This window comes from Sporosarcina sp. OR05, assembly GCF_041414805.1.
GTDB lineage: Bacteria > Bacillota > Bacilli > Bacillales_A > Planococcaceae > Sporosarcina > Sporosarcina saromensis.
In genome coordinates this window covers 268741-282453 of sequence record NZ_JANKJL010000003.1, presented here as the reverse complement: position 1 = coordinate 282453, position 13713 = coordinate 268741, and the positions used below count along the sequence as shown (strand labels likewise).

Sequence of the window (13713 nt, the reverse complement as noted above, 5' to 3'; positions counted from 1 at the left end):
TCTGTATACAGTCCACAATGTGGTAGGCAGTATGCTATTGACCAACATTATTTCATGTTACTTATGATTTCATAAGAGATTGAATACCTACCGACTTAATAAAACTTGCCATTAAAGCTTTACGTTTTTACTATTAATTCACACAAAAAAACCTTGCCACAAATATTGATGTGACAAGGTTTTAATACAATTATCCGATTGAACCTTCCATCTCGAACTTAATGAGGCGGTTCATTTCTACTGCGTATTCCATTGGTAATTCTTTTGTGAATGGCTCGATGAAGCCCATGACGATCATTTCTGTTGCTTCTAGTTCACCGATACCACGGCTCATTAAGTAGAAGAGCTGTTCTTCGGAAACTTTGGAAACTTTCGCTTCGTGCTCAAGTGAAATGTTGTCGTTTAGGATTTCATTGTATGGAATTGTATCTGATGTCGATAGGTCATCCATGATGAGCGTGTCACATTCGATGTTGGAACGCGCGCCATCAGCACGGCGACCGAAGTGAACGATACCACGATATGTTACTTTCCCGCCGTGTTGGGAAATGGATTTAGAAACGATTGTTGATGAAGTATTTGGTGCTAAGTGCATCATTTTTGCACCTGCGTCCTGGTGTTGGCCTTTACCAGCTAGCGCGATGGAAAGAGTCATTCCACGTGCGCCTTCGCCTTTTAAGATACATGCAGGGTACTTCATCGTTAGTTTCGATCCGATGTTGCCATCAATCCATTCCATTGTTGCGTTTGCTTCACATACAGCACGTTTTGTTACAAGGTTATAGACGTTGTTTGCCCAGTTTTGGATTGTCGTATAACGGCAGTAAGCATCTTTTTTAATGATGATTTCAACGACCGCACTGTGAAGAGAGTTCGTTGTGTACACAGGTGCTGTACATCCTTCAACGTAATGGACGCTTGCGCCTTCGTCTACGACGATGAGTGTACGCTCGAATTGTCCCATGTTTTCCGAGTTGATACGGAAGTATGCTTGAAGCGGCGTATCCACTTTAATGCCTGGTGGTACGTAGATGAATGATCCACCAGACCAAACAGCTGAGTTCAATGCCGCAAATTTGTTGTCAGAGTTCGGAATGACCGTACCCCAATATTGCTTGAACAGTTCTTCGTTTTCACGAAGGGCAGAATCTGTATCTTTGAAGACGATACCCATGTCTTCAAGTTCTGCTTTCATGTTGTGATAGACAACTTCAGATTCATATTGTGCAGAAACACCCGCAAGGTATTTTTGTTCTGCTTCAGGAATCCCTAATTTGTCAAACGTACGCTTGATTTCTTCAGGAACCTCATCCCATGAACGTTCTGTCGCTTCGGAAGGTTTTACATAATACGTAATTTCGTCGAAGTTGAGCGATTTCAAATCTCCGCCCCATTGAGGCATTGGCATGTTGTAGAAAAGTTCAAGGGATTTAAGACGGTAGTCCAACATCCACTGAGGCTCTTCTTTCATTTTTGAGATCTCTTCAACGATTTCACGTGTCAAACCACGTTCCGAACGGAAAACAGATACGTCTTTATCACTAAAACCATATTTGTAATCGCCAATTTCAGGCATTTTTTTAGCCATCATTATTCCTCCGTTCTTTCATTTGCCAAACTGCCTGTCAAGACAAGCAGTTTGACAGTTTGTTGACTTCTAGACGAAGAAGTCGGCACCGGGTCTATTCGTCAGAATCCTTACCGATCCCTTTCTCCATCGCTTTCCAGCTCAATGTCGCACATTTAATGCGTGCTGGGAATTTTGCGACGCCTGAAAGGGCTTCGATATCACCGAGGTCAATGGAATCATCGACTTCTTTGCCAAGCATCATGTCCGAAAACACATGAGCGTACTGAACAGCAGCATCGACGTCTTTGTTTTTTATAATCTGCGTCATCATCGAGGCGGATGCCATGGAAATGGAACACCCTTCTCCTTCAAATTTCGCATCTTTAACGATACCGTCTTCGACTTGCATTGTTAAGTGAATGACGTCTCCACATGTCGGGTTGTTCATGTCGACCGTGATGTTGTTGTCTGCTAGTACACCTTTGTTTCTTGGATTCTTGTAATGATCCATGATGACTGAGCGGTATAGTTGGTCTAAATTGTTTAATGACATTATTGGAAATACTCCTTTGCAATACGGAGTCCTTCGACGAGGCGGTCGACATCTTCTTCCGTGTTATACACGTAGAAGCTTGCACGTGCCGTCGCTGAAACTTTCAACCATTTCATAAGCGGTTGGGCACAATGGTGACCTGCCCGCACTGCGATTCCGTTCATATCTAATACAGTTGCTACGTCATGCGGATGGACGTTATCCAAATTGAACGTTACGAGGCCAGCACGCTTACCTGGATCTTTCGGACCGTATATTTCAAGCCCTTCAATTGCTGACATTTTGTCCATCGCATACGCAGCAAGCTCGTGTTCGTGCCGTTCGATTTCGTCCAATCCGATCGCTTCCAAGAAGTCGATCGCTGCGCCTAAACCGATAGCACCTGCAATAATCGGCGTACCTCCCTCGAATTTCCACGGCAGTTCTTTCCATGTAGATTCATAGAGGCCTACGAAGTCAATCATTTCACCGCCAAATTCAACCGGTTCCATTGCATTCAACAAGCTTTTCTTTCCATAAAGGACGCCTATGCCTGTCGGACCGCACATTTTATGACCTGAGAAAGCAAGGAAATCACAGTCCAGTTTTTGCACGTCGATTTTCAAATGTGGTGCCGCTTGTGCTCCGTCCACTACCATGACTGCACCATGTGCATGGGCAATCTCAGCAATCTCTTGAATCGGATTCATTGTACCTAGCACGTTAGATACATACATGACAGAGACGATTTTCGTACGCTCTGTGACCGTTTCGCGGACTTTTTCGAGCGACAGCGTACCATCTTCTTCGAGGTCAATATACTTTAGGACTGCGCCTTTTTCCTTCGCAAGTTGTTGCCAAGGAATAATATTGGAGTGGTGTTCCATTGGCGTAATGACGATTTCATCACCTTCTCCAACGTTTTGCCGTCCATAGCCTTGGGCAACAGTATTCAATGCAGTTGTTGCGCCGCGCATAAAAATGACTTCTTGTGTTGATTTTGCATTGATGAACTTACGAACTTTTTCTCGAGCTCCTTCATACCCTTCCGTCGCTCGGTTCCCTAACGAGTGAACACCGCGATGGACGTTTGAATTGTCGAGCTTGTAGTAATTCGTTAGTGCGTCAATAACTTGCTGCGGCTTTTGGGAAGTCGCAGCACTATCTAAGTAAACGAGCGGATGCCCGTTAATCTCCTGGTCAAGAATCGGGAAATGTTTGCGGATCTCTTTGCTGAGCATTAGCGCACTTTCCTTTCGATGACCTCCGTCAATTGCTTCTTAACACCTTCGATTGGTAATTTGCTGACGACTGGTGCAAGGAAGCCGTGGATGACGAGGCGTTCTGCTTCTTGTTTTGAAATTCCTCGGCTCATCAAGTAGAACAATTGTAATGGATCTACGCGACCGACAGATGCAGCGTGACCTGCTGTTACATCGTCTTCATCAATTAAGAGAATTGGGTTTGCATCCCCACGTGCTTTTTCGCTTAACATGAGAATACGTGATTCTTGAACTGCATTAGAGCGTGTTGCGCCTTTCGCAATTCGACCGATACCGTTAAAGATGGAAGAAGCTCCTTCTTTCATGACACCGTGTTTTAAGATGAACGCATCTGTATCTTGGCCCCAGTGAACAATTTCTGATGTAAAGTTCTGTTTTTGAGTGCCACGGCCAACGACAACTGTTTTCAAGTCGCTAGAAGAACCGTTTCCTACTAAGTGCGTGATATTTTCTGAAATTGTGTCGCTGTCATTCATTAATCCTAATGCCCACTCGATACGGCTATGAGGGCCAGTGACGCCACGGCGGTTGACGTAAGTCGTGAAGCCTTTGGCAAGGACATCCACTGCACCGTAAATCACTTTTGCGTTGTCGCCAGTGAACACTTCTGAAATGATGTTCGCTTGTCCAGCAGCCTCTTCAACAGTTGAAAGATAGTTTTCTACATACGTGACAGAGCTATTCGCATCTGCTACGACGATCACATGGTTGAAAAGGGATGCTTGCGGATCATTGTGCAAGAATAACACTTGCAAAGGCTCTTCAACGACTACATTTTTCGGTACGTAAACAAATACGCCACCGTTCACTAACGCTGCGTGAAGTGCTGTCAAGCGATGCTCGTCCACTTTCACGCCATCTGTCATGTAGTATTTTTTCAAAAGATCTCCATGCTCGCGAGATGCTGTGAAAATATCTGTTAAGATGACACCTTTCGCTTTCAAATCTTCTGAAAGTGAGATGAATGCAGGTGTATTATTATGTTGTACATAAATGTTTCGTTGGTCTTCCCCAACCAATTCCTTAGCTTCTGCCGGTAGCTCAGCAAGTGAAGCAAATGTTGCGCTTTCTACTGTGTGAGATGGGAAGTCCATGAAGTTCCATTTATCAATTTTCGTTTTATCTGGTTTTGGCATCGGAAGCTGTTCCACTTTCGCTAACGCATCTGCGCGGAAATCTGCCATCCAAGCGGCTTCATTCATGTGTGCGGAAAAAGAGCGGACGTCCTGTTCGGTCAATGCCATTTTTGTTTCAACCGTCATTTTGAATCGTCCCCTTTCTTATGCTTCTTGTCCAACTGTTTCGTCTTCAATTCCTAATTCTTCTTTAATCCAGTCATAACCGTTTTCTTCAAGTTGCTTCGCAAGCTCAGGACCACCTGACTTCACAACGCGGCCTTGCATCATGACATGAACGTGATCAGGCGTAATGTAATTCAATAGACGTTGGTAGTGTGTGATCATCAAGCATCCGAAATCTTGTCCACGCATTTCATTGATCCCTTTAGAAACAATTTTCAAAGCGTCAATGTCAAGACCGGAGTCGATTTCATCCAACACCGCAAATTTCGGCTTCAACATCATGAGTTGAAGAATTTCGTTACGTTTTTTCTCTCCACCAGAGAAACCTTCGTTCAAGTAACGTGTTGCCATATCTTGATCCATTTCAAGGAGATCCATCTTGCTGTCCAATTCACGGATGAATTTCATAAGGGAAATTTCGTCGCCTTCTTCACGACGTGAGTTAATTGCAGAACGCATAAAATCTGCATTCGTTACGCCTGTAATTTCACTTGGATATTGCATAGCAAGGAAAAGACCCGCTTGAGCACGCTCATCAACTTCCATTTCAAGTACATCTTCACCGTCTAATGTGACTGAACCAGAAGTTACCTCATATTTTGGATGCCCCATAATTGCAGACGCAAGTGTCGATTTACCAGTACCGTTCGGACCCATAATTGCGTGGATCTCGTTTGTATTGATTGTCAAATTGACGCCTTTCAATATTTCTTTTCCTTCAATCTCAACGTGAAGGTCTTTAATTACCAAAGTTGCCATTCCAATACCTCCAATATGATCGTTATGAACGGTTAATTCCATTCTCTGTTTAGTATCATTCTAATTTTAGCTTATTACGGACGCCCTTGCAAATCATTAAGAATTATTATAATTTATTTAGCTCAAAGCTCGTCATTTCTCAATCTTCTTTATGAAAATAGGAGCCTACATTTTCATTTATTCACAGTTCATTGAGAATGAAAAACTGTGGATGCCTGATTTCTCAAGGGTATCCACAGTTCGTCGGATGTATTCGTTTGGGGTTATGCTTCTTTCTTCGTAAACCGATCGACGATAATCGACAATGCGCCGTCGCCGGTTACGTTTGTCGCTGTGCCGAAACTGTCTTGCGCCATATACAACGCAATCATCAAAGCCACCATTGACTCGTCAAAGCCAAGCATTGTTGCGAGGAGTCCAACTGCTGCCATAACCGCTCCACCTGGTACTCCCGGCGCTGCAATCATCGTCACGCCAAGCATGAAGATGAATGGCAAATAGCTTACGAATGATACCGGCATGTCATTCATTAACAATACACCAATGGAACAAGAGACTAATGTTATCGTACTACCGGATAAATGGATTGTTGCGAACAACGGAACCGTAAAGTCAGCTACTCGTTCGGATGCTCCTGCTTTTTTTGCTTGTCTTAGTGTAACAGGGATTGTCGCTGCTGAAGATTGTGTCCCAATTGCGGTCATGTAAGCAGGTGCCATTGTTTTCATTAACACAAATGGGTTTCGTTTTGAAACACTTCCTGCAATCGTATATTGGATCGTCAGCATGAGTAGATGCAAAATAATAATCATAACAAACACGATGGAGAAGACGGATAATACTTTTGCCACTTCCCCGCTGAACGTCATGTTCAAGAAAATCCCGAAAATATGAACCGGTAATAGCGGAATAATGATGTACGAAATTACTTTTTCAATGAGAGTATTCAATTCATCAAAGAACGAAAGCATCGTTTTGCTGCTAATGGATGCCATTCCAATTCCGAGGATGAATGCTAGCAATAATGCAGACATGACGCCCATTACTGGTGTCATCTCAATTTCAAAAAACGCTTCTGCTGCAGGTCTTCCAGCATTCTCTACTGAACCTGACCCTACGGCATGAATGAAGTTCGGTAAAAAAGTCGTTGCTGCAAAGAAAGCGATGATACCGGCTACGATTGTTGATGCGTATGCAAATACGGTAGCCATACCTAGTAGCTTTCCAGAACCTTTCCCGAGTTTGGCGATTCCCGGTGCAATAAAAGCGATGATAATTAACGGCACGACGAAATTCAAAAAGCCGCCAAAAATCATATTGAATGTCGCAAATAAGCTGACAAACCATTCGCTGAATCCTTCATGTATTTTTGGAAGTAACATCCCTAACCCTACTGCAAGTGCGATGGCGATAAGTATTCGCCAAATTAGTCCAATCTTTTTCATTCTCTATGTCCTCCCCAAATGCACATTTGTCTATTTGTTTGTACATTTACTTTAACATAGTAAAGAAGAAATAGGAACGCTACCTTAAATATTTGTAGTTATCAAAAAAGACTGCTTTTCTTACCGGCAATGGTAAGGCAAGCAGTCTAACGACAAACTTATTTTACTGGGACAACCGAGCCGCCCCACTCTTTTAAGATGTAGTCTTGGATTTCTTCAGATGTTAGTACTTCAACAAGTGCTTTAATTGCTTTACGATCTTCATCTCCAGCACGAACAGCAATGATGTTAACGTATGGAGAATCTGATTCTTCAAGTGCAATCGCATCTTCCAATGGATTTAAGCCTGCATCAAGTGCATAGTTGGAGTTAATTAACAACAAGTCACCTTCGTTTTGTTTGTACAACTCCGGCATAAGTGCTGCTTCGTATTCTGCTTCAAACTGTAAGTTTTTCGGATTATCAACGATGTCGTCAAGCTCAGCTTTTACTTTCTCAACACCGTCTGCTAGAGTAATTAAACCTTCTTTTTCCAACATAGAAAGTACACGACCGTGATCGGCTACAGAGTTACTAATGAGGACTGTCGCACCGTCAGGTAGTTCATCAAGTGCTTTGTATTTTTTAGAATAAACGCCGATTGGTTCGATATGAATTGCGCCAGCGTTTGCAAACTCATAGCCAAAGTCTGCAATTTGTCCTTCAAAGTATGGAATGTGCTGGAAGAAGTTTGCGTCTAGCGTGCCTGCATCCAAATCCTTATTCGGCAAAATGTAATCTTGGTATTCTTCAATTTCTAACTCAAAACCTTTTTCTTCAAGCAACGGCTTCGCTTGTTCTAAAATAAGTGCATGTGGCACGTTCGTCGCACCGACAACTAATTTCGTAGACTCTTCTTTTCCGCCACTTGCATTGTTCTTATCGCTTGTTCCGCAAGCTGCTAATGCAAGTACAAGTACTGCTAATAAAATCCCCGCCAAATACTTCTTCATAATTGACTCCCCATTTCTTAGTTGTTTTTTATAATGAACAGGTTTGACCTGACATTCACTTACCGTTTGTCCAACTTACGGACGATGGCATCACCAATGAATTGAAAGATGAAAACGATGACTAATATTAAAATCGTTGCAACGAGAATGACATCATTCTGACTTCGTTGGAATCCTTGGAAATACGCAAGATTCCCTAACCCGCCAGCACCAATAATTCCTGCCATCGCTGTATAGCCGACTAATGCAATGGCTGTAACGGTTATACCGGAGAACAATGCGGGTTTTGATTCGGGCAAAAGTACTTTGAAAATAATCGTACTCGTCTTTGCACCCATTGACCGTGCAGCTTCCAGTACACCTTTATCAATTTCTTGTAAACCGATGAGCACCATACGTGCGTAAAACGGTGCTGCGCCGATAATAAGTGCAGGCAGTGCGGCGTTCGGACCACGCATCGTGCCGACTAGGAAAATCGTTACCGGCACTAACAAGATGATTAAAATAATGAATGGAATTGAACGGAATATGTTGACGACCGCTCCGGTAATGGCATAAGTCAGTTTGTTCGCCCATAATTGGCCAGGACTTGAAAGGAAGAGCACAATACCGAGCGCGATACCGATCACGAACGTGAAGACGGTTGAAACAGCTGTCATATAGAGTGTTTCGATCGTCGCTTCCCACATCTTATCCCATTTAACATTTGGTAAAAGTGTTTCAATCATGGTCGATCACCTCCGTCTGTACGCCTTCGGAATGAAGGAAGTCAATCGCTTCGTTGACGATTGTTGCATCGCCAATCAATTGCAACAGCAATGTCCCATATGCTCCACCTTTTGTGTGCGAAATGTTCCCTTGCACGATGTTGACGTCGATTCCAAATGTACGAATTAAGTTTGCTAATACCGGTTGCTCTGTTCGTTCACCGACGAATACTAATTTTACGAGCGTTCCAGCTGCATGATCGGATTTTAAATGTTCTAACGCTTGTTCTGTGCCGGTCGGTTCTGTCACTTGAGAGACAAAACGCTTTGTAATTGGCGCTTTTGGTGATTGGAACACATCGAGGACGTTCCCGATTTCCACAACTCGCCCCGCTTCCATGACCGCTACACGGTGACAGATCTTACGGATGACATGCATTTCATGTGTGATTAAAACAATGGTCAAACCAAGTCGCTCGTTAATGCTCGTTAACAGATCGAGGATGGCATCCGTCGTTTCCGGATCAAGTGCTGAAGTGGCTTCATCACATAGCAATACTTGTGGATCATTTGCTAACGCCCGGGCAATGCCGACCCGTTGTTTTTGTCCGCCTGACAATTGGGATGGGTACGCATTTTCCCGGCCGTTCAAGCCAACTAAATCAATTAATTCTTGGACTCGACGATCTCTTTCATCCTTTTTGAGGCCTGCAATCTCCAATGGAAAAGCGATATTCTCTTTTACAGTCCGCGACCAAAGCAAATTGAAATGCTGGAACACCATACTAATTTTTTGTCTCGCTTCCCGTAACGCTTTTCCACTAATGGTTGCCATTTCATAACCCGCGACATTTACAGATCCCGAAGTAGGTTGTTCTAAACCATTCAATAATCGGATTAGTGTACTTTTCCCTGCACCGCTATACCCAATAATCCCGAAAATTTCACCAGCATGGATAGCTAGATTGACGTTATCAACAGCCGTTATACTAGTGTTTCCCGAACCAAATATCTTATTTACACTTTTCAACTCGATCATGTTCAATTCACCTCAATACAATCTTGTCCAAAAAGAATAGCCTTTCTGCAGACAAGCAGAAAGGCCAATACGTTATCGTTTATCTCAACGTTCGTCCATTCTCTCATCTCTCAAAGCATGCGCTTTGCGTGATTTGGCACCATTTCACTTTCGTGACGGTTGCCGGGCTTCATCGGGCACTTCCCTCCACCTCTCTTTATAAGAGCGACATATTCAATTTGCGTTAAATTTATTAGATATACTTATACCATAGAACTTTCAATCATGTCAAACCCATTTTTTCTAAAAGATGCGGAATAGATTGAAAAGCATAGATTTTTTCTCGTACATATCCTTCCTTCTGAATGAGCAGGCAAGGAACACTTTCGATTTCATAATCGACGGCGAGATCTTCGATATAATTCAAGTTTGCCTTTCCAATTGGCAACTCTGGTTTCATCACAGAAATGACTTCCATCATTTTTGACGCAACCGCGCAAGTGCCACACATCGGTGTATATAAATAAAACACGCTTAGCGGGAGATCTTTTTTGCTTTGTTCCCATTGTTCACGTGTCCATGTTTGGATCGTGTTCAGTTCTATCACCTTCAAAGTAAAAATTCAGGATGCACATGAAAACCTTCTGCAAGTAAAATTGCTGCAAGCGTGCGATAAGGGGTCGTCTCGACTTGCCTGTAGACGCGTTCCGTGTATAAATGGAGGGCTTCAGGAAATTCTCGTTTAAATAAAGTCCGAATGCTTTCTCCGGAGTCATCTGCATCGACAAAAATATAAATCTGGTCATCTTCATACGGTGCCAGCAACTCTTCAATGCGGTAAGGGCTCACTGTTCCATTCGTACAAATAATCTCGACTGGCTCTGCCAACACTTTTTTCAATCGCTTTCGGTCAGCACCGCCTTCTACGACAACGACTCTACGAAACTCCATTTCCCTGCCTCCTTAGGCCATTAGAAAAAGCGCCGGAAAGCTCCAGCGCTCTAGTTGTGCTTACTCACCGATTGTCATTTTGTCATAGTCTTCAGCAGACATTAATGCATCAAGTTCCGCTTTGTCAGATGCTTCAACGACGATCATCCAAGCGCCTTCATATGGAGATTCGTTCACCAATTCAGGGCTATCTTCCAATTCTTCGTTTACTTCAAGTACTTTTCCGCTGATTGGCGCATATAGCTCAGAAACGGTTTTAACAGATTCTACGCTACCAAATGGCTCGTCCGCTTTCACTTCGTCTCCAACTTGTGGAAGCTCAACAAATACGATATCGCCAAGTTCAGATTGTGCGAAATGTGTAATTCCGATGCGGTAATTACCGTTTTCGTCTTTTACCCACTCATGTTCTTCAGAATAACGCAAGTCTTTAGGTGTGCTCATCCCATAACCCTCCATACGTTTACAATTATTGATTTCCATTCAATTCTTACATATTTCATGCATAAAGACAAGAAACTTAATCATGCGTTCCATGCGGCTTCAAATTGCGCTTCATTAAAGCCGACCGTCACTGTCGTACCATCTGTTACAAGTGGTCGTTTAATGAGCATTCCATCCGATGCGAGTAACGCGATTTTCTCGTCATCTGACATGTTAGGGAGTTTGTCTTTCAAGTTCAATTCTCGGTATTTCATCCCACTGACATTGAAGAATTTTTTGATGTCTAATCCGGAATTGCTGATCATTTGTTGAAGCGTTTCTTTCGTTGGTGGATTTTCAGCAATGTTGATGGATTCGAAGTTCACATCATTGTTCGTTAGCCACTTTTCCGCTTTTTTACACGTTCCACATTTCGGATAGCCGTAATAAGTAATCGTCATCTGCAGCACCTCCACTTTTCTCTAGTATAACAGAGAAAACAGATATTTTTAAAATAGACCGTTCCTTTTCGCTCCAAAAGGCACGCTTTCCGCGGGGCACGGGTGAGCCAATCGAACAACGAAGAGTTCGATTTGCCGTATTTCTGCGTACTTTGCGGAAATTAAGGCATCCTTGCTCCCAACGCTACGCTATTGCTCGCAAAAGCCGTTCTACGTAACGGCTTTCCCTGTGGGGTCTCACCATTCGTGCTGAAATCCCGCAGGACATTGAATAGACTTCCTCGAATAAACACCGCACGAAGGAAATGCGCTAGCATTTTCGAGGAGTCGGCCTTTTTCCGCTCAAATCCACTACATAGTTTAAATATAGAAACGTTAAATACAGATAATTAAATAAAAAAAATGCATGTTGGCAATCTGCCCTTCATGCATTTTGGATGTTGTTCCCTATTCAATCTTTGAATCAAACAATATATTTTTCAGCGTCGATTAATTTCACTGACGCTTCACGTTTTTTCGCGATGATGTTGTATGGCGTTGAGCGAGTCAATTTCCGCAATGCCGATAGCATCATCCGTTGGTTGTCGCCTTCAACGGAAGCAAGCAATGTTTCTTTTGCATCTTTTTCAATTGCTTCGAATGCTTCTTGACAGAAAATCTCCGTGTAAAGGATTTTTTGTTGTTCTTTCGCTTCGCCATTTTTCGCGACTGCTTTTTCTGTTCGTAACAGCGCAGACTCCATTGCGAAAATGTTGTTGGCGATGTTCGCAATGTTGACAAGGACTTCCTGTTCCGCTTCAAGCTTCGTGCCGAAACGTTGTGCAGCCATACCCGCAGTCAACAAACCGATCTTCTTCGCGTTCTTCACAAGCACTTTTTCTTGTGCCAATGCTTCGTCGCCGATTTCTTCCGGCATCATCATTAACAACTCTTCTTGCAGGCCTTGTGCTTTTTCGAGTAAAGGCAACTCGCCTTTCATCGCTTTTTTCAAGAACGTGCCCGGTACGATCATCCGGTTAATTTCATTTGTTCCTTCAAAAATCCGGTTAATACGGGAGTCACGGTAAATGCGCTCCACTTCATACTCTTGCATGAAGCCGTATCCGCCGTGAAGTTGAACCGCCTCATCCGCGATATAATCGAGTACTTCGGAACCGACAACTTTGTTGATGGAGCATTCGATTGCATATTCCGCGATGGACGCTGCAACCGCTTTTCCATCTTTTTGTTGCTCAGGCGTCATCTCGCTATTGCGCTCTTCAAAATAACCGACCGTACGGTAAATTAAGCTTTCCGTCGCGTACAACTTGGAAGCCATCGTCGCCAGTTTCTCTTTTGTCAAATTGAAAGATGAGATTGGCGTCTTGAACTGTTGACGTTGATTCGCATAAGTAATCGCCAATTCGAGTGCCCGCTTCGACCCTCCAACTGTTCCAACACCAAGTTTGTACCGACCAATGTTCAAAATATTGAAAGCGATGATGTGGCCACGGCCAATTTCGCCTAAGAGGTTTTCAACTGGTACTTCTGCATCTTCAAGGATGAGCGTCCGTGTGGAGGAAGACTTGATGCCCATTTTCTTCTCTTCCGCACCGACAGAAACACCCGGGAAGTCCCTTTCGACGATGAATGCTGTAAACTTGTCGCCATCGACTTTCGCATAAACAACGAATACGTCCGCAAAACCAGCATTTGTAATCCATTGCTTTTCACCATTTAAAATGTAGTGCGTTCCTGCTTCATTCAATTTCGCTGTCGTTTTAGCGCCTAATGCATCAGATCCTGAGCCCGGTTCCGTTAACGCATACGCAGAAATTTTGTCCCCTGATACGGAGTTCGGCAAGTACTTTTTCTTTTGGTCTTCATTTCCAAAAAGAACAATCGGCAATGTACCAATCCCGACGTGTGCACCATGTGTAATCGAAAAGCCACCTGCGACGGACATCTTTTCTGCAATTAACGCAGATGAGATTTTATCGAGACCAAGGCCATCGTATTCTTCAGGAACGTCTGCCCCTAATAGACCAAGATCTCCAGCAGATTTCAATAATCGGACCGAATGCTCAAACTCGTGGTTCTCCAAGTTTTCTACTACTGGCAACACTTCGTTTTTCACATAGTCCTCTGTCGTTTTTGCAATCATTTTCTGCTCGTCAGAAAAATCTTCCGGCGTAAATACGCGTGAAGCATCCAGATCCTCAATGAGAAAAGCCCCACCACGAACGAATTCATTTGTTTTTGTTTCAGCCATTGTTTGTTCCTCCTTTATTT

14 protein-coding genes and 1 riboswitch are annotated in these 13713 nt (G+C 43.3%); all 14 genes read right to left on the bottom strand.

Annotated features, from left to right (window positions below; all coding sequences use genetic code 11):
• Positions 1-190: 190 nt before the first annotated feature.
• The 14 genes from sufB to NRI27_RS08365 all read right to left on the bottom strand — a co-directional run bounded on the left by sufB (position 191) and on the right by NRI27_RS08365 (position 13693).
• The gene (gene sufB, locus NRI27_RS08430) at positions 191-1588 is read right to left on the bottom strand and encodes a Fe-S cluster assembly protein SufB (protein WP_371390310.1); all 1398 of its coding nucleotides are present in this window, start codon (positions 1586-1588) and stop codon (positions 191-193) included.
• Positions 1589-1682: 94 nt separating this feature from the next.
• Positions 1683-2123: a Fe-S cluster assembly sulfur transfer protein SufU gene (gene sufU / locus NRI27_RS08425; RefSeq protein ID WP_371390308.1), complete on the bottom strand. Its 441-nt coding sequence runs from the start codon at positions 2121-2123 to the stop codon at positions 1683-1685.
• A complete protein-coding gene (locus tag NRI27_RS08420) occupies positions 2123-3343 on the bottom strand; it encodes a cysteine desulfurase (RefSeq protein WP_317943925.1) in 1221 nt (406 codons plus the stop codon). The genes sufU and NRI27_RS08420 overlap by 1 nt, the downstream gene beginning before the upstream one ends.
• Complete coding sequence (gene sufD / locus NRI27_RS08415; RefSeq protein ID WP_317943924.1) at positions 3343-4647, bottom strand: Fe-S cluster assembly protein SufD; 1305 nt, start codon at positions 4645-4647, stop codon at positions 3343-3345. The genes NRI27_RS08420 and sufD overlap by 1 nt, the downstream gene beginning before the upstream one ends.
• Positions 4648-4665: 18 nt before the next feature.
• Positions 4666-5445, bottom strand: coding sequence for a Fe-S cluster assembly ATPase SufC (sufC, locus tag NRI27_RS08410; protein WP_317943922.1), 780 nt, complete (start codon positions 5443-5445; stop codon positions 4666-4668).
• 263 nt (positions 5446-5708) lie between these two features.
• On the bottom strand, positions 5709-6890 hold the full coding sequence (locus NRI27_RS08405; protein WP_317943920.1) for a dicarboxylate/amino acid:cation symporter: 1182 nt from the start codon (positions 6888-6890) through the stop codon (positions 5709-5711).
• A gap of 158 nt (positions 6891-7048) precedes the next feature.
• Positions 7049-7882: a MetQ/NlpA family ABC transporter substrate-binding protein gene (locus NRI27_RS08400; protein ID WP_371390306.1), complete on the bottom strand. Its 834-nt coding sequence runs from the start codon at positions 7880-7882 to the stop codon at positions 7049-7051.
• A 59-nt stretch (positions 7883-7941) separates the two neighbouring features.
• The gene (locus NRI27_RS08395; RefSeq protein WP_371390305.1) at positions 7942-8610 is read right to left on the bottom strand and encodes a methionine ABC transporter permease; all 669 of its coding nucleotides are present in this window, start codon (positions 8608-8610) and stop codon (positions 7942-7944) included.
• The gene (locus tag NRI27_RS08390) at positions 8603-9628 is read right to left on the bottom strand and encodes a methionine ABC transporter ATP-binding protein (protein WP_371390304.1); all 1026 of its coding nucleotides are present in this window, start codon (positions 9626-9628) and stop codon (positions 8603-8605) included. Before NRI27_RS08390 ends, NRI27_RS08395 begins: the two co-directional genes overlap by 8 nt.
• Positions 9629-9728: 100 nt before the next feature.
• Positions 9729-9833: riboswitch (SAM riboswitch) on the bottom strand.
• 57 nt (positions 9834-9890) lie between these two features.
• Positions 9891-10214 (bottom strand): thioredoxin family protein, encoded by a 324-nt coding sequence (locus tag NRI27_RS08385; protein WP_371390325.1) that lies wholly within the window; start codon positions 10212-10214, stop codon positions 9891-9893.
• Positions 10215-10216: 2 nt separating this feature from the next.
• Positions 10217-10558, bottom strand: coding sequence for a toprim domain-containing protein (locus tag NRI27_RS08380; RefSeq protein ID WP_371390303.1), 342 nt, complete (start codon positions 10556-10558; stop codon positions 10217-10219).
• A 60-nt stretch (positions 10559-10618) separates the two neighbouring features.
• A complete protein-coding gene (gene gcvH, locus NRI27_RS08375) occupies positions 10619-11002 on the bottom strand; it encodes a glycine cleavage system protein GcvH (protein WP_317943908.1) in 384 nt (127 codons plus the stop codon).
• A gap of 80 nt (positions 11003-11082) precedes the next feature.
• Entirely contained in the window at positions 11083-11442 is a 360-nt protein-coding gene (locus tag NRI27_RS08370; RefSeq protein ID WP_371390302.1) for an arsenate reductase family protein, read from the bottom strand.
• Between the two features lie 463 nt (positions 11443-11905).
• Positions 11906-13693 carry an acyl-CoA dehydrogenase family protein gene (locus NRI27_RS08365; RefSeq protein ID WP_371390301.1) on the bottom strand — a complete coding sequence of 596 codons (1788 nt, stop codon included), beginning with the start codon at positions 13691-13693 and terminating at the stop codon, positions 11906-11908.
• Between the last annotated feature and the right edge of the window lie 20 nt (positions 13694-13713).

Coding starts and splice junctions, on each gene's coding strand:
- sufB (WP_371390310.1), bottom strand. CDS start 1,588: ATGGCTAAAAAAATGCCTGAAATTGGCGATTACAAATATGGTTTTAGT.
- sufU (WP_371390308.1), bottom strand. CDS start 2,123: ATGTCATTAAACAATTTAGACCAACTATACCGCTCAGTCATCATGGAT.
- NRI27_RS08420 (WP_317943925.1), bottom strand. CDS start 3,343: ATGCTCAGCAAAGAGATCCGCAAACATTTCCCGATTCTTGACCAGGAG.
- sufD (WP_317943924.1), bottom strand. CDS start 4,647: ATGACGGTTGAAACAAAAATGGCATTGACCGAACAGGACGTCCGCTCT.
- sufC (WP_317943922.1), bottom strand. CDS start 5,445: ATGGCAACTTTGGTAATTAAAGACCTTCACGTTGAGATTGAAGGAAAA.
- NRI27_RS08405 (WP_317943920.1), bottom strand. CDS start 6,890: ATGAAAAAGATTGGACTAATTTGGCGAATACTTATCGCCATCGCACTT.
- NRI27_RS08400 (WP_371390306.1), bottom strand. CDS start 7,882: ATGAAGAAGTATTTGGCGGGGATTTTATTAGCAGTACTTGTACTTGCA.
- NRI27_RS08395 (WP_371390305.1), bottom strand. CDS start 8,610: ATGATTGAAACACTTTTACCAAATGTTAAATGGGATAAGATGTGGGAA.
- NRI27_RS08390 (WP_371390304.1), bottom strand. CDS start 9,628: ATGATCGAGTTGAAAAGTGTAAATAAGATATTTGGTTCGGGAAACACT.
- NRI27_RS08380 (WP_371390303.1), bottom strand. CDS start 10,558: ATGGAGTTTCGTAGAGTCGTTGTCGTAGAAGGCGGTGCTGACCGAAAG.
- gcvH (WP_317943908.1), bottom strand. CDS start 11,002: ATGAGCACACCTAAAGACTTGCGTTATTCTGAAGAACATGAGTGGGTA.
- NRI27_RS08370 (WP_371390302.1), bottom strand. CDS start 11,442: ATGACGATTACTTATTACGGCTATCCGAAATGTGGAACGTGTAAAAAA.
- NRI27_RS08365 (WP_371390301.1), bottom strand. CDS start 13,693: ATGGCTGAAACAAAAACAAATGAATTCGTTCGTGGTGGGGCTTTTCTC.